Source organism: Flindersiella endophytica, assembly GCF_054779015.1.
Genome location: NZ_BAAGYY010000006.1, coordinates 50,760 through 64,574, shown reverse-complemented (window position 1 = coordinate 64,574; position 13,815 = coordinate 50,760). Strand labels below are relative to the sequence as shown.

The 13,815-nt window shown below is 70.0% G+C and carries 15 protein-coding genes; 10 read left to right on the top strand and 5 right to left on the bottom strand.

Annotation, left to right across the window (positions count from 1 at the left end; genetic code table 11):
• Nucleotides 1-46: 46 nt before the first annotated feature.
• Genes ACYVF6_RS03915 through ACYVF6_RS03900 form a run of 4 tightly spaced genes read right to left on the bottom strand, consistent with a single transcriptional unit; the run spans nt 47 to nt 2,979 of the window.
• The gene (locus ACYVF6_RS03915; protein WP_460515797.1) at nt 47-826 is read right to left on the bottom strand and encodes an SAM-dependent methyltransferase; all 780 of its coding nucleotides are present in this window, start codon (nt 824-826) and stop codon (nt 47-49) included.
• Nucleotides 827-869: 43 nt separating this feature from the next.
• On the bottom strand, nt 870-1,238 hold the full coding sequence (locus tag ACYVF6_RS03910) for a DUF4870 domain-containing protein (protein WP_460515795.1): 369 nt from the start codon (nt 1,236-1,238) through the stop codon (nt 870-872).
• An 11-nt stretch (nt 1,239-1,249) separates the two neighbouring features.
• Complete coding sequence (locus ACYVF6_RS03905) at nt 1,250-2,098, bottom strand: DUF3097 domain-containing protein (protein WP_460515793.1); 849 nt, start codon at nt 2,096-2,098, stop codon at nt 1,250-1,252.
• Nucleotides 2,099-2,118: 20 nt separating this feature from the next.
• A complete protein-coding gene (locus ACYVF6_RS03900) occupies nt 2,119-2,979 on the bottom strand; it encodes an MBL fold metallo-hydrolase (RefSeq protein WP_460515791.1) in 861 nt (286 codons plus the stop codon).
• 105 nt (nt 2,980-3,084) lie between these two features.
• Here ACYVF6_RS03900 and hrcA point away from each other — a divergent pair, with 105 nt between their 5' ends.
• The 10 genes from hrcA to ACYVF6_RS03850 all read left to right on the top strand — a co-directional run bounded on the left by hrcA (nt 3,085) and on the right by ACYVF6_RS03850 (nt 13,022).
• Nucleotides 3,085-4,101 (top strand): HrcA family transcriptional regulator, encoded by a 1,017-nt coding sequence (hrcA, locus tag ACYVF6_RS03895; protein WP_460515789.1) that lies wholly within the window; start codon nt 3,085-3,087, stop codon nt 4,099-4,101.
• Between the two features lie 26 nt (nt 4,102-4,127).
• On the top strand, nt 4,128-5,264 hold the full coding sequence (dnaJ, locus tag ACYVF6_RS03890) for a molecular chaperone DnaJ (RefSeq protein ID WP_460515977.1): 1,137 nt from the start codon (nt 4,128-4,130) through the stop codon (nt 5,262-5,264).
• A 173-nt stretch (nt 5,265-5,437) separates the two neighbouring features.
• Nucleotides 5,438-5,791 (top strand): histidine triad nucleotide-binding protein, encoded by a 354-nt coding sequence (locus ACYVF6_RS03885; protein ID WP_460515788.1) that lies wholly within the window; start codon nt 5,438-5,440, stop codon nt 5,789-5,791.
• Between the two features lie 120 nt (nt 5,792-5,911).
• Nucleotides 5,912-6,937 (top strand): PhoH family protein, encoded by a 1,026-nt coding sequence (locus ACYVF6_RS03880; RefSeq protein ID WP_460515786.1) that lies wholly within the window; start codon nt 5,912-5,914, stop codon nt 6,935-6,937.
• Nucleotides 6,938-7,031: 94 nt separating this feature from the next.
• Nucleotides 7,032-7,502 carry an rRNA maturation RNAse YbeY gene (ybeY, locus tag ACYVF6_RS03875; protein ID WP_460515784.1) on the top strand — a complete coding sequence of 157 codons (471 nt, stop codon included), beginning with the start codon at nt 7,032-7,034 and terminating at the stop codon, nt 7,500-7,502.
• Complete coding sequence (locus tag ACYVF6_RS03870) at nt 7,502-8,800, top strand: hemolysin family protein (RefSeq protein WP_460515782.1); 1,299 nt, start codon at nt 7,502-7,504, stop codon at nt 8,798-8,800. Before ybeY ends, ACYVF6_RS03870 begins: the two co-directional genes overlap by 1 nt.
• Before the next feature lie 26 nt (nt 8,801-8,826).
• Nucleotides 8,827-9,687, top strand: coding sequence for an alpha/beta hydrolase family protein (locus tag ACYVF6_RS03865; protein ID WP_460515780.1), 861 nt, complete (start codon nt 8,827-8,829; stop codon nt 9,685-9,687).
• A gap of 52 nt (nt 9,688-9,739) precedes the next feature.
• Nucleotides 9,740-11,308, top strand: a complete 1,569-nt coding sequence (locus ACYVF6_RS03860) for a hypothetical protein (protein WP_460515779.1) — start codon at nt 9,740-9,742, stop codon at nt 11,306-11,308.
• Nucleotides 11,309-11,326: 18 nt separating this feature from the next.
• The gene (locus ACYVF6_RS03855) at nt 11,327-12,145 is read left to right on the top strand and encodes a Rossmann-fold NAD(P)-binding domain-containing protein (RefSeq protein WP_460515778.1); all 819 of its coding nucleotides are present in this window, start codon (nt 11,327-11,329) and stop codon (nt 12,143-12,145) included.
• Nucleotides 12,132-13,022 (top strand): LLM class flavin-dependent oxidoreductase, encoded by an 891-nt coding sequence (locus tag ACYVF6_RS03850; protein ID WP_460515776.1) that lies wholly within the window; start codon nt 12,132-12,134, stop codon nt 13,020-13,022. The genes ACYVF6_RS03855 and ACYVF6_RS03850 overlap by 14 nt, the downstream gene beginning before the upstream one ends.
• Before the next feature lie 2 nt (nt 13,023-13,024).
• On the opposite strand, the gene ACYVF6_RS03845 is transcribed toward ACYVF6_RS03850, so the two are convergent.
• Nucleotides 13,025-13,801, bottom strand: coding sequence for an SDR family NAD(P)-dependent oxidoreductase (locus ACYVF6_RS03845; RefSeq protein WP_460515775.1), 777 nt, complete (start codon nt 13,799-13,801; stop codon nt 13,025-13,027).
• Between the last annotated feature and the right edge of the window lie 14 nt (nt 13,802-13,815).

Below are 13,815 nucleotides of genomic sequence, written 5' to 3'. Positions count from 1 at the left end.
CGCCATCCGCCGCGCGCTTGACCGGCGACCCCTTGGAATAGATCGTCTAGGTCTCCGCGTCCTCCGGCGCGGGCGCGGGCGCGGGAGCGGGAGCGAGGGTGAGGTAGGCGAAGCCGAGGACGGTGCGGTAGCCGCGCAGCCAGTTGTCGCGGTGCTCGTCGGCCTGGGCGCGGATCTGCTTGGCTTCCGGCTGGTCGCCGTGGCTGACCAGCCAGTGCTCCCAGTCGGCGAGGTAGCCGCTCTCGAACGCCTCCCACTCGTCGCGGTTGGCGGACTCGATCCGCAGCGGCCGGAAGCCGGCGGCGATGGCGAGGTCCACGAGCTCGGGCAGGCTGCTGAGCTCCTCCGGCGTCGAGTCCAGGCTGGCCGCCTGCTCGACGGTGGGCGGGGACTCCCAGAAGACGTCCCCGAACAGCACCCGGCCGCCGGGGCGGGTCCGTTCGTGCAGCGCGGCGAGCGCTTCGGCCGTACCCCCGAACGCGTGGCCGGCGCCGATGCAGATCACCACATCGGCCGGCTCCGTCTCGTGCTCGGCGGCCGGACCCTCGACGAACGTGGCCCGGTCGTCCAGATCGCGGGCTTTGGCGTTGCCGCGGGCGCGTTCGAGCAAGGAGGGATCGGTGTCGACGCCCGTGCCGGAGCAGGTGGGCGCGGCCGCGAGCAGGCGCAGCAACAGCTCGCCCCAGCCGCACCCGAGGTCGAGTGCGTTGCCCGGCCCGCCGGCGGCCAGGGTCTTGGCCAGCCGGTCCGCACGGGCGCCGGACAGCGGTGCGTTGAAGTCGAGCCACGCGTATGCCGTCGGCCCGGCCGGTTCCTCGGATCGCATCAGCGCGAACGCTAGCGATCGGCGGGCCGTCGCGGCAACTGGTCTAGCGTACGAACCGGATGCTGAAGGGATAGTGGTAGAGCCGCCCGCGGCTGGCCTCCAGCGTCGCGATGGTCAGGAACACGATGTAGACCAGGCCGACGATGACCAGCAGCAGGATGCCGATCAGGACGTAGACCAGCAGCGCCGAGATCACGCCGGCGATCGCCGCCGTGATCTGGAAGTTCAGCGACTCCACGGCATGTGCGCGGACGAACGACGACTCCTTGCCCTTGGTGAGCAGGACCAGCAGCGGGCAGAGCAGTCCGAGGAAGATGTAGGCCGCGAGCAGGCTGCCGATGTGGGAGACCAGCGCCCAGTTGCGTTCGGTCTCCGACGGCATCGGCTGGACTTCGTGGTGCGGTTCCGACATGTTCGTTCCCCCTACGGTGAGGTGACGAAGTCGATCAGCTCCTCGACCCGGCCGAGCAGCGCGGGTTCGAGATCACGATAGTCGCGTACGGAGGCGAGGATGCGCTTCCAGGCCTGGGCGATGTCGGCCTGATCCTCGTGCGGCCAGCGCAGGGCGGCGCAGGTGCCGTGCTTCCAGCTGACACTCCGGGGGATGTCGGGCCATTCCTTCAGACCGACGCGTTCGGGGCGGACGGCCTGCCAGATGTCGACGTACGGATGCCCGACGACGAGCAGGTGCGCACCGTACGGCCCGCGGCGGGCGTCGTCGGCGATCCGGCTCTCCTTCGAGCCCTGGACGAGGTGGTCGACGAGTACGCCGAGCCGCCTTCCCTTGCCCGGCTTGAACTCCTCGACGATGGCTTTCAGATCGTCGACGCCTTCGAGGTATTCGACGGCGACGCCCTCGATGCGCAGGTCGTCACCCCAGACCTTCTCGACGAGCTCGGCGTCGTGCCGCCCCTCGACGTAGATCCGGCTGGGGAGCGCGACGCGCGCCTTGGCGTTCTGGACGGCGATCGACCCGGAGGCAGTACGCCGCGGACCCGCCTGTGCGGCCGCGGAGCTGGGCTTGGGCTTGGTCAGCGCGACCGGCTTGCCGTCGATCCAGAACCCGGGACCGTAGGGATAGCTGCGCCGCTTGCCCTTCCGGTCCTCGAGGACCACCTGGTCCCGCTCCATCGCGACGACCGCGCCCACGAAGTCGTTGCTCGGATCCTCGACCACCAGATCGATCTCGGCCTCGACCTCGGTGGTGCGCCCCTTCGGAGGCTTCCGCCAGTCGGTCTGCAACACGTCGTTCCCGTAGCGATCTCCGTCCACGAAAGGTGACGGTACCGGGTTCAGGACGACAGGAGGGGGAGGGTGCGCGGGCCTGGTTCGGTGCCGCTGTCGCGGAGTTGGGCGTAGCCACGTTGGACGGCGTCGGCCAGGCGATCGGCCGGCAGGGGCCACTCGGACCCGCCGGCGGCCAGTGCCTCGTCCGCCGGAACGCCGGAGTTGTACAGCTTGCGGATCAGCTCCGCCACGCCCAGCACGTCACCATGCTGCAGCCGGACGAACTCCAGGTCGCAGGGCTCGCCGTGCCCCGGCACGACCGTCGTCGTCGGTGTCATGAGGCCGGAGAGCGTCTCCAGCGTGTACGGCCAGTCCAGCGGGAACGAGTCCTCGCCGTAGGCCGGCGGCCCCGACTGCTCGACCAGATCCCCTGCGAAGACCACGTCGGCGTCCGGCACGCGCACCACCACGTCCCCTGACGTGTGTCCGAGGCCCGGGTGCACCAGCTCGACCCCGCGGTCGCCCAGGTCGATGGCCGCCAGCGTGGAGAACGTCCGCGTCGGAGGCGCCACGACCAGCGACTCCATGTCGCGCGCCCACTGCTCCGACCGTTCGGACAGGTGGGCCCGCGCCCGCTCCGCCTCGGCATCCAGGACCCCGGGCACCGACTCGTGGCCGTAGATCACAGCCGAGGAGAACGCGCCGTTGCCGAACGTGTGGTCGAAGTGCCAGTGCGTGTTGACCACCCATCGCACCGGCGCCGAAGACAGCGAACGCAGGTCGTCCAGCAGCTCGCCGGCCTCCCGTAGTGACCCACGCGTGTCGATCACCAGTAGCCCGTCGGCGCCGGCGATCACGCCAACGGTAACGTCGAACGACTCGTAACGCCGTGCGTAACAGCGGTTGCCAAGTTCGGTCCAGCTCATGGCTCCCAGTCTGGCCCGGCCCCTCGTAGACTGGCACTCGGGCCCCGTGAGTGCCAAAATCGAGGGCAAGCCCGTAGCCCGCCAACCTGCCGGGGAGGTGATCTCATGCTCGACGAACGCAAGCTCGCGGTGCTGCGTGCCATCGTCGAGGACTACGTCCACACCGAGGAGCCCGTCGGCAGCAAGGCGCTCGTCGACCGGCACAACCTCGGTGTCTCCTCGGCCACCGTACGTAACGACATGGCGGCGCTGGAGGACGAGGGCTACATCCACCAGCCCCACACCAGCGCCGGCCGGGTGCCCACCGACAAGGGCTACCGCCTGTTCGTCGACCGGCTGACCACGGTCAAGCCGCTGAGCGTGGCCGAGAAGCGGGCGATCTCGGCGTTCCTCGACGGCGCCGTCGACCTCGACGACGTTGTGCGCCGCACCGTGCGGATGCTGGCCCAGCTGACCCGGCAGGTCGCGGTCGTGCAGTACCCCACGCTGTCCCGTTCGTACGTACGCCACGTCGAGCTGGTCTCGCTCGCGCCCGCCCGGGTGCTGCTGGTCCTGATCACCAGCACCGGACGGGTCGATCAGCGCGTGATAGACGTCCGCTCCGACGTCGGCGAAGACCTGCTGGGCGACCTACGGGCCAGGCTCAACAGCAGGGTCGCCGGCAAGCGCCTCGGCCAGACGCCGGAAGTCGTCAACCTGCCCGAGGAGTTCCTCGATGAGGACCGTGCCGTGGTGGCCGCGGTCGTCGCCGCGTTCGTCGAGATGGTCGTCGAACGTTCAGACGAGCGGATCGCCGTCGGCGGCACGGGCAACCTCACGTTGTTCGGGCAGGAGTTCGATCACTCCATCCGCTCGATTCTGGAAGCCCTCGAGGAGCAGGTCGTCCTGCTGCGCCTGCTCGGCGAGGCCAGCGCACCTTCGGCGGTGCGCGTACGAATCGGGCACGAGAACCCCTACGTCGAGCTGTCCTCGGCATCGGTGGTCTCAACCGGATATGGTCCAGGTGACGAAGCCGTCGGCACGCTAGGGGTCGTTGGCCCGACACGGATGGACTATCCGGGCACTATGGGCGCCGTCCGCGCGGTCGCCAGATACGTCAGCCAGATCCTCGCAGGAGAATGAAGTCGGTGCATGAGGCAACCCAGAGCATGAGCCAGGACTACTACGAGCTCCTCGGTGTACCCAGAGACGCCACCTCCGACGACATCCGGAAGGCGTACCGGAGGCTCGCGCGCAAACTGCATCCTGACGTCAACCCCGACCCCGAGACGCAGGAGCGCTTCAAGGAGATCAACCGCGCCTACGAGGTGCTGTCCGATCCCAAGAAGCGCGAGGTCTACGACCTGGGCGGCGACCCGCTGGCCTCGGCCGGCGCCGGCCCGGGCGGAGCGGGCTTCGGCCAGGGCTTCTCGTTCACCGACATCATGGACGCCTTCTTCGGCGGCGCCGGCTCGCGTGGACCGCGGCCGCGCACCCGCCGGGGCCAGGACGCCCTGCTGCGGCTGCAGGTCGAGCTCGCCGACGCGGCGTTCGGCTCGGTCCAGGAGATCCAGGTCGACACCGCGGTGGTCTGCCCGAGCTGCAACGGCGCCGGTGCGGCGTCCGGCTCCCACCCCGTCACCTGCCCGGCCTGTGAGGGCCGCGGCGAGGTGAGCAGTGTGCAGCGCTCGTTCCTCGGCCAGGTGATGACCACCCGGCCGTGCTCGCGCTGCCAGGGCTACGGCACGGTGATCCCCAACCCCTGTCCCGAGTGCGTGGGCGAGGGACGGGTCCGGTCCCGCCGCACGCTCACGGTGAAGATCCCCGCCGGCGTCGACGACGGCACCCGCATCCAGCTCGCCGGTCAGGGTGAGGTCGGCCCGGGCGGTGGTCCCGCCGGCGACCTCTACGTCGAGATCGACGTGGTGCCGCACGAGGTGTGGACCCGGCACGGCTTCGACCTGCACTGCTCGGTGACCGTGCCCATGACGGTCGCCGCGCTCGGCACCACGCTCTCGGTCGAGACGCTCGACGGGCAGAGCATCGACGTCGAGGTCAAGCCCGGAACCCAGTCGGGGCAGGAGATCGGCGTGCCGGGCCAGGGCGTGCCTCACCTGTCGCGCACCACGCGCGGTGACCTCGTCGTTCACATGGTGGTCGAGACCCCGACCAAGCTCGACACCGCGCAGCGCGACCTGCTCAACCAGTTCGCCCGGATGCGCGGCGAGGAGAAGGCCAAGGGGCAGTTCACAAGCGCACGCAAGTCGATGTTCAGCCGGATCAAGGAAGCCTGGTCCGACCGCTGAGCGGCTGGGGACAGGAGCAGTGTGCTCGCGCAGTATCCGATTTGCGGCTCCGCCGCGTGGGCGCGAGCCGTTCCCCAGCCGTTGTCACTGTGGGGGGACGACCCCCCACGCCCCCCGCGGACATTCCGCGCTGGCATGGGTCGAGGGCATAAGCTTCCAGCGAGGAGGCTGTCATGGACGGGTTCGGGGAGTGCGTCTTCTGCCGCATCGTGGCCGGCGAGATCCCGGCGAACGTCATCCGCGAGACCGAGCAGACGCTGGCCTTCCGGGACGCCAACCCGCAAGCGCCGGTGCACGTGCTCGTCGTACCCAAGGAGCACCTGGTCGACGTCGGAGCGGTCGCGTTCAACGATCCCGCCACGCTGCAGATGGTGCTGGAGGAGTGCGTTGCGGTGGCGTCGGAGGAAGGAGTCGCCGACTCCGGCTACCGCGTCGTCCTCAACACCGGCGACGAAGGTGGTCAAGTGGTGCCGCACTGTCACGCGCACGTACTCGGCGGCCGTAAGCTCACCGACACGCTCGGCTAGATGCCTTACCACGGGCGATAAACGGTGGGCTCCGGGGGTATCAACGGATACCATTGAGCAGGTTTTCCATACACATTGAACTGGCCCGTCGACGGAGGTAAAGGCCGGCATCGGCCGCCCATGGCAGAAAGCACAATCACCGCAAAGCTGACAGTGCCGTCGAGCGTTTCGATGGTGAGCCTGCTCGGGCCGCGAGACGAGTTCCTGAGGGTCGTGGAGAAGGCGTTCAGCGCTGAGATCCACGTTCGCGGCAACGAGATCTCGATCACCGGTGACCCGGTGGAGGTCGAGCTGGTCGAGCGGCTGTTCTCCGAGCTGGTCGTGGTCGTCCGCTCCGGTCAGGGGCTCACGGCAGACGCGGTGGAGCACAGCGTAGCCATGCTGCGGTCCAACCAGTCCGAGCGTCCGGCCGACGTGCTCACGCTCAACATCCTGTCCAACCGCGGCCGTACGATCCGGCCGAAGACACTCGGGCAGAAGCGCTACGTCGACGCGATCGACAAGCACACCGTGATCTTCTCGGTCGGCCCCGCGGGCACCGGCAAGACCTACCTCGCGATGGCCAAGGCCGTGCAGGCGTTGCAGGCCAAGCAGGTCAACCGCATCATCCTCACCCGGCCGGCGGTCGAGGCGGGGGAGCGGCTCGGCTTCCTGCCAGGCACGCTGTCGGAGAAGATCGACCCCTATCTCCGGCCGCTCTACGACGCGCTCCACGACATGATCGACCCCGACTCGATCCCACGGCTGCTGACCGCGGGCACGATCGAGGTCGCTCCGCTGGCCTACATGCGTGGCCGCACGCTCAACGACGCGTTCATCATCCTCGACGAGGCGCAGAACACCTCGCCGGAGCAGATGAAGATGTTCCTGACCCGGCTGGGCTTCGGCTCCAAGATGGTCGTCACCGGCGACGTGACGCAGATCGACCTGCCGGGCGGCACGTCCTCGGGCCTGAAGGTCGTGCACGACATCCTCCAGGGGATCGACGACGTGCACTTCACCTCCTTGTCCGCGCACGACGTCGTACGCCACAAGCTGGTCGGCCGGATCGTCGCGGCCTACGACCGTTACGAAGCCGAGCGCGCCGACGTCAACGGCCAGCCCACCACGCCGGTCGAGGTGCCGAGAACCCGCCGCCGGCCGTGAGCGGCGCGGGGACAGGAGACGACCCCCACACCCCCCGCGGCCTTGTCGAGCCCCTCGTGAACCCGTCGAGTACGAACCCGAGACAATCAGGGCGATGAGCATCGACATCGCCAACGAATCGGGCTTCGACGTCGACGAGCGGGAGCTGTCCAGGCTGGCCCAGTTCGTCCTCGACCGGATGCGTGTGCACCCGCAGGCCGAGCTGTCCATCGTCCTGGTCGATGAGGCGACCATGACCGAGCACCACGAACGGTGGATGGACGAGCCCGGCCCGACCGACGTGCTCGCGTTCCCCATGGACGAGCTGCGGCCCGGCCGGGAGGGCGAGGAGCCGCCGATCGGACTGCTGGGCGATGTCGTGCTGTGCCCGCAGGTCGCCAAGAAGCAGGCCAAGGACGCCGGCCACTCGGTCGCCGACGAGCTGCACCTGCTGACCGTCCACGGCATCCTGCACCTGCTCGGCTACGACCACGCCGAGCCGCAGGAGCACCAGGAGATGTTCGCGCTGCAGGCCCGCCTGCTCGCCGAGTGGCAGCCGATGCGCGCGGGAGGCGGTCCGGCTTGATGCCGAACGAGCTGGTGTTGCTGTTCATCGCGGCCGTCCTGGTGATCGTCGCCGGGATGCTGGCGTGCGCCGAGGCCGCGCTGTCGATGTTCTCCAAGTCGCGCGCCGACGAGCAGGTCACCGCCGGCCGGCGCGGCTCGGGAAGGCTGCGTCAGCTGGTCGAGGACCGCGCGCAGTACCTCAACACCGCGCTCCTGCTCCGGATGGCCTGCGAGCTGACCGCCACCGTGCTGGTCGCCGAGGTCGTCTTCAACTGGATCCAGACCTGGTGGCTCGGCGTTCTCGCCGCCGCCGGCATCATGGTCGTCGTCTCGTACGTCGTGGTCGGCGTCGCCCCGCGCACGATCGGTCGCCAGCACCCCAACACGATCGGCCTGCTCAGCGCCGCGCCGCTGATCGCGCTGACCCGCGTCCTCGGCCCGCTCCCGAAGCTCCTGATCCTGCTGGGCAACGCGCTCACGCCGGGCAAGGGTTTCCGCGAGGGCCCGTTCGCGACGGAGGCCGAGCTGCGCGAGCTCGTCGACATCGCCGAGGCCAGCCAGCAGATCGAGTCCGGCGAACGCGAGATGATCCACTCGGTCTTCGAGCTCGGCGACACGATCGTGCGCGAGGTCATGGTGCCCCGCACCGACGTCGTCTACATCGAGAAGCACAAGACGCTCCGTCAGCTGATGTCGCTCGCCCTGCGCAGCGGCTTCTCCCGGATCCCGGTGATCGGCGACAACATCGACGACATCGTCGGCGTCGCCTACCTCAAGGACGTCACCCGCCGCGTCTACGACAACCGGCAGTCGGAGATGACCGAGAAGGTCGAGCAGGTCATGCGCCCGGCCGCGTACGTTCCCGACTCCAAGCCCGCCGACGAGCTGCTGCGCGAGATGCAGCTGCAGCGCATCCACCTCTCGATCGTGCTCGACGAGTACGGCGGCACCGCCGGCCTGGTGACGATCGAGGACATCCTGGAGGAGATCGTCGGCGAGATCACCGACGAGTACGACGTCGAGTCACGCTCGATCGAACGGCTCGACGACGGCTCGGTACGCGTGAGCTCGCGGCTGCCGATCCACGAGCTGGGCGAGGCGTTCGACCTCGACCTGGACGACGAGGACGTCGACAGCGTGGGCGGCCTGCTCGCGAAGTACCTCGACAAGGTGCCGATCCCGGGCTCCGAGGCCACCGTCGAAGGCCTGCGGTTGCTGGCCGAAGGCCCGGTCGGGCGCCGCAACCGGATTCCGACGATCCTGGTGACGAAGGTCGAGCCGAAGCGCGAGTCCGACGAGTCCGAACGTGAAAACTAACCCCACATTTCGCTAACGTCTCCGGCATGTGCGCTGCCGAGGTCCTCGACCTGTTCGACGAAACCCGCTCCGCCTGGGGCGCTGAAGGCCCGCGTCCGGTACGCACGCACGTGTGGCGGCCGGCGGTCGATGCCGCGAGCGCGCCGCCGCTGGTCGTGCTCTCGCACGGCTCCGGCGGTGCGGCGGTCAACCTCGCGTGGCTGGCCGAAGCCCTTTGTGCCGAAGGATTCCTGGTCGCCGCCGTCGATCACCACCGCAACACCTACTTCGACGCCGAGCACCTGGAGGGCTTCTCGTTCTGGTGGGAACGGGCGCCGGACCTCTCCTTCGTGGTCGACCACTTGGCGGCGAGCGATGGCGTCGAGCGGGCCGCCGTGGTCGGCTACTCGCTGGGCGGCTTCACAGCGGCGTGCGTGCTGGGCGCGCGGATCGATCCCGGCAAGCTCGCTCGCCTGTACGGCGGCGAGCCGATCCTGCCGATCCCGCCGGATCGTCCGGACATCGCGGCCGAGCATGCCGAGCTGTTCGCGAAGTACGGCCGGGATGCCCTGGAGGCCAGGGCGCTGGCCGACTACCGTGACCCGCGGTTCGTGGCCGGCGTCCTGCTCGCGCCCGCGATCTGCCCGATCCTTGACGACGCGACGCTGGGCGCCATCGACCGTCCGGTCCTCGTCCGCTGGGGTGACGCCGACGAAGTGGAGGCGCCGGAGGACAACGGCGTCCGCTACGCGCGGCTGATCCCAGGCGCCGACGGGCGTTCGATGGGAGAGCACGTCGGGCACTTCGAGTTCGGCGGAGAGACCGAGACCGGTGGCCCCGTACGCGCATCAGTGGCAGCCGACGTGCTGCCGTTCTTCCGCGAGCATCTGGGATCCGCCCGGCGGTAGGGCTGTGGACAAGCCGGCAGGCCCGGCGTGGGACCCCCCATAGGATGCCTGGATGTCGGAGTACTTCATCTACGACTGGGCCGACCGCAGGCAGAACCGCCAGCTTCGTGAGCTGGGCGACTCGTTGTCCCGGGCCCGGAGCGAGACCAGTGGGCTGCGTTCCAAGCTCCGCCAGGTCACGGGCAGTCTCGAGAGCCGGCTCGACAAGCTCGCCAGCGCGTTCGACGCGTTCGTCGAGCTCTCCGACCTCCGGGTCGAGCTGGTGGCGTTCGCCGAGGCGGTGAAGGTACGCCGGCACGCCGCCGCGGTCCTTTCGGCAAGCAGGCTTGGCGAGTCGTCGCTGCCCGCTCCGCCGGACGTATCCGGCTACTGGCTCGGGCCTGCCGTCCAGGCGTTGCAGGCAATGGCTTCCGGCGCCGACGCCGGCGCCACGGCGCACATCGCCGAGGCACTCGAGCGCGAACGCGACCGGGCCGCGCTGTTCTTCTGCCTGACCATGCCGGCGCTCGGCCGTGGCGAGGCCGCGGCGGAGTGGCTGGACGACGCGTTCGGCGCCGTGGACGCCGAGGTCCAGGTGACCAAGGCGCAACGGCGGCTGTGGGTCGTCGCCGCTCACGGCGGGTTCGGGCCGGCGGGCCGCGACATCGTGGTCGGGAAGCTACGGGCGGCCGTACCCGACCCCATGTCCGGTGGGTGGCTCGACCGGATCGCTCCCGCCTCGGGCGACACAGAGTTGCTGACCGAGGCTCCGGAGGCGGCCGAGCAGCTGGCGGCCGCCGACCGGCTGACCCGCCTGCGTACGGCCTGCCAGCGCCTGGCCGCCCCGAACGACACCGTGAAACCGGGCGACGCCGAGCAGCTCGACGACGCGGCGCTGCAGGACGGCGCGGCCGACGTCCGCGAACTGCTCGGCCTGCTGGTGTCCGAGGGCAGCCCGCCCGAACGCGAGCTGATCTCCCGCGCCGCCGAGCTGCGCCAGATCATCGCTCCGGAAGGCACGACGCTGGCGCCGAATCCCAGCACCGGTGAGCGTTTCCGGGGGCGCCTGCTGTCCGATCTGGCCGGCCAGGACGCCGTGCTGTCCGGGCTGGCGTTCCGGAGCACGGCACCGGCCATCGATGTCGTCGCGCGGGCACTGGCGGCCAAGGCGTCGGCGTCCCCGGTCCAGCAGGTCACGACGCGAATCGGCTCCGACAACATCACGTTCCGGCCGGCCGGGCCGTCGCCGGAGTCGATGGGTGCGGCCGAACGCAGGATCGCCGGGTCCGTGCGGGTCGAGAAGGGCTCGCGGGCAGCGGCGTACGTCCTGCTCGGTGTGGGCGCGGTGTTTCTCCTGCTGGGCTTCGTCAACTGGGGTTTCGCGCTGCTCGGCCTGGTGCTCGCGGTGGCCGGCGGAGTCCAGCTGCTGTACCGCATCCGCGGCGACCGCGAGGCGGCGGAGTACGCCGGGAAACGGGTGTCGGACCGGCTGCAGGAGCTGCGCACGAGGGCCGGCAAGGTGTCGGAGTCGCTGGCCGCCTACTCCGGCGCCGCGGCCGAACGCAAGGCCACCGCGGCCGCCGACCTCGAAGCGATCACGATGACCACGTCCGCACGACCCCTTGACCTCAACCAAGCTTGAGGTTGCAGGATGGGGAACATGACGATTCTGGTCACTGGAGCCACCGGCAACGTCGGCCGTCACCTGGTCGCGCTGCTCGCTGACGAGGGCGCCGACGTTCGCGCGGTGAGCCGGAACCCCAGCACTGCCAAGCTTCCGTCCGGCGTCGAGGTCGTTGCGGGCGACACGCTCGACCCCAAGAGCCTGGAGCCGGCCCTGGCAACCGACGTCGACACGGTCTTCCTGCTCTGGCCCGCCATGACGGGCGACGGCGTGGAACCCGTCGTCGACGCGATCGCCCGGCACGCCAAGCGCGTCGTCTATCTGTCGGCGCTCGGAGCATCCGGCTTCTACGCCGGCATCGAGCGCCTCCTCGAGCAGACCGGGCTGGACTACACGTTCCTGCGCGCCGGCGGTTTCGCCACGAACACCCTCGGGTGGGCCGCCGCGATCCGGGCGAACGAGGTCGTCCGCCTGCCGTACGCGCAGGCGGCGCGCTCGCTGGTCCACGAGTACGACCTGGCCGCCGTGGCGGCCCGCACGCTCACCGAGGGCGGGCACTCAGGCGCGGCGTACGACCTCACCGGCCCGGAGGTGCTCACCCAGGCCGACCAGCTCCGCGTGATCGGCGAAGTCACCGGCAAACGCGTGCTCTGGCAGGAGATTCCGCGTGACGTCGCCCGCCGGGAGATGATCGAGGAGGGCTGGCCGGAGGCGTTCGCCGACTCCGGGCTGGATCACTGGAAGCACATCGTGGCCCACCCGGAGCCGGTGACCACGGACGTCGAGCAGGTCACCGGAGTGCCGGCGCGGACCTTCCGGCAGTGGGTGGAGGACCACGCCGATGCCTTCCGCTGACCTGAAGCTCGGCGTCACCCTGCCCGCGGACCACGACCAGCTGCTGGCCCGCGTACAGCACGCCGAGGATCTCGGCCTGGAGTCCGTCTGGTTCCCGGATGTCCTGGTCGGCGACGGCACGCCCATGCTCGAACCGATCGTCGGGCTGGCCGCCGCGGCGGCGGCGACCGAACGTGTGCTGCTCGGTTTCAGCACGCTCGTACCGCCGATCCGCCCGCTTGCGTTGCTCAGCGCCCAGATCTTGAGCCTGCAACACGTTTCGCGTAACCGGCTGATGCTGGGCGTCGGATCCGGCGGCTTCTTCGGGGCACCGTTCTGGCAGGCGACCGGCGTGCCGCCGAGACAGCGAGGCCGGCTCACGGACGCCGCACTGGCCATGCTGCCGGATCTGCTGGCAGGAAACCCGACCACGCTGGGCGGCACTGACGCGCTCACGCTGGCACCACCGGCGAAGTCACCGCCGGTCCTGGTCGGCGGCAACTCCGACGTCGCGATCCGGCGCACAGTGCGGTTCGGCGACTCGTGGTTCCCGTCCCTGATCACACCGCGAACGCTCGCCGGCCGGATCGAGGACCTTCGGGACGCGGCGGCCGCCGCCGGCCGCGCCGTGCCCGCGACGACCGTCGGCGGCCACGTACGGATCGGCGCCGAAGACCCGGTGGCGCGGGCGGGCTTCGTCCACGCCATGATCGAGGGCTACGGCCTGCCCGCCGAGGAGGCCGAGCAGGTTCCGATCGACGGTGATCCGGCTCGGGTCGCGGAGCGGATCGCGGAGTACGCCGAGATCGGTGTGGAGCGGATGGTCCTCTCCCTCGACGGCGACGACTGGATGCGGCAGGCCGAATTGCTCGCCGATGCGCAGGCCTTGTCGCGTTGAGCCTAGGCCGACAGGCCGCCGTCGACCATCAGCGTCGCCCCGGTGACGTACGACGCCTCGTCGCCGGCCAGGAACAAGATGCTGTAGGCGATCTCGCGCGGGTCGGCCTGCCGCTTCAGCAGCGTCGGAGTGCCCTTGGCGATCTCGGCCCTGGCCTGTTCGAGGCTCTCACCGGTGGCGGCGGCCCGCCTGCGGACGTGGAACATCGTCAGCGTCGGGCCGGGGCACACCGCGTTCACGCGTACGCCGTCGCCGGCATGGTCGTGCGCCATCGAACGGGTCAGCGCCAGCACCGCGGCCTTGGTCGCGTCGTACTGCGCCATGCCCGAACGTCCCGACAGCGCGTTGGCCGACGACACGTTGACGATGCTGCCGCCACCACCCCGCGCCATCTCGCGGACGGCGAACTTCGAGCAGTAGCCGACCTGCAGGAGGTTGCCGCGGACGATGTAGTCCCAGGACTCGGTGTCGGCGTCGGTGACCGGGCCGTAGACGCGTACGCCCGCGACGTTGGCGAGCACATCGAGCCGCCCGAAGCGTTCGACCGTCTTCGCAACCACGGCTTGCGCCTCCGGCTCCTCATCGAGCCGGGCACCGATCGCCAGCAGCCGTTGGTCGCCGGGCGAGATCTCGGCGCTGGCGCGCTCCGCCGCTGAGCCGTCGACGTCGGCCAGCGTGACACTGGCGCCTTCCTCCCACAGCAGCTGGGCGGTCGCCTGGCCGATGCCGCCACCGCCGCCAGTGACGATCGCGACCTTGCCTGCCATCCGGTCAGCCATGTAGTCGTTCCCCT

Excerpts from the sequence above, each read along its gene's own strand:
- ACYVF6_RS03915 (WP_460515797.1), bottom strand. The coding sequence starts at position 826 with ATGCGATCCGAGGAACCGGCCGGGCCGACGGCATACGCGTGGCTCGAC.
- ACYVF6_RS03910 (WP_460515795.1), bottom strand. The coding sequence starts at position 1,238 with ATGTCGGAACCGCACCACGAAGTCCAGCCGATGCCGTCGGAGACCGAA.
- ACYVF6_RS03900 (WP_460515791.1), bottom strand. The coding sequence starts at position 2,979 with ATGAGCTGGACCGAACTTGGCAACCGCTGTTACGCACGGCGTTACGAG.
- hrcA (WP_460515789.1), top strand. The coding sequence starts at position 3,085 with ATGCTCGACGAACGCAAGCTCGCGGTGCTGCGTGCCATCGTCGAGGAC.
- dnaJ (WP_460515977.1), top strand. The coding sequence starts at position 4,128 with ATGAGCCAGGACTACTACGAGCTCCTCGGTGTACCCAGAGACGCCACC.
- ACYVF6_RS03885 (WP_460515788.1), top strand. The coding sequence starts at position 5,438 with ATGGACGGGTTCGGGGAGTGCGTCTTCTGCCGCATCGTGGCCGGCGAG.
- ACYVF6_RS03880 (WP_460515786.1), top strand. The coding sequence starts at position 5,912 with ATGGCAGAAAGCACAATCACCGCAAAGCTGACAGTGCCGTCGAGCGTT.
- ybeY (WP_460515784.1), top strand. The coding sequence starts at position 7,032 with ATGAGCATCGACATCGCCAACGAATCGGGCTTCGACGTCGACGAGCGG.
- ACYVF6_RS03870 (WP_460515782.1), top strand. The coding sequence starts at position 7,502 with ATGCCGAACGAGCTGGTGTTGCTGTTCATCGCGGCCGTCCTGGTGATC.
- ACYVF6_RS03865 (WP_460515780.1), top strand. The coding sequence starts at position 8,827 with ATGTGCGCTGCCGAGGTCCTCGACCTGTTCGACGAAACCCGCTCCGCC.
- ACYVF6_RS03860 (WP_460515779.1), top strand. The coding sequence starts at position 9,740 with ATGTCGGAGTACTTCATCTACGACTGGGCCGACCGCAGGCAGAACCGC.
- ACYVF6_RS03855 (WP_460515778.1), top strand. The coding sequence starts at position 11,327 with ATGACGATTCTGGTCACTGGAGCCACCGGCAACGTCGGCCGTCACCTG.
- ACYVF6_RS03850 (WP_460515776.1), top strand. The coding sequence starts at position 12,132 with ATGCCTTCCGCTGACCTGAAGCTCGGCGTCACCCTGCCCGCGGACCAC.
- ACYVF6_RS03845 (WP_460515775.1), bottom strand. The coding sequence starts at position 13,801 with ATGGCTGACCGGATGGCAGGCAAGGTCGCGATCGTCACTGGCGGCGGT.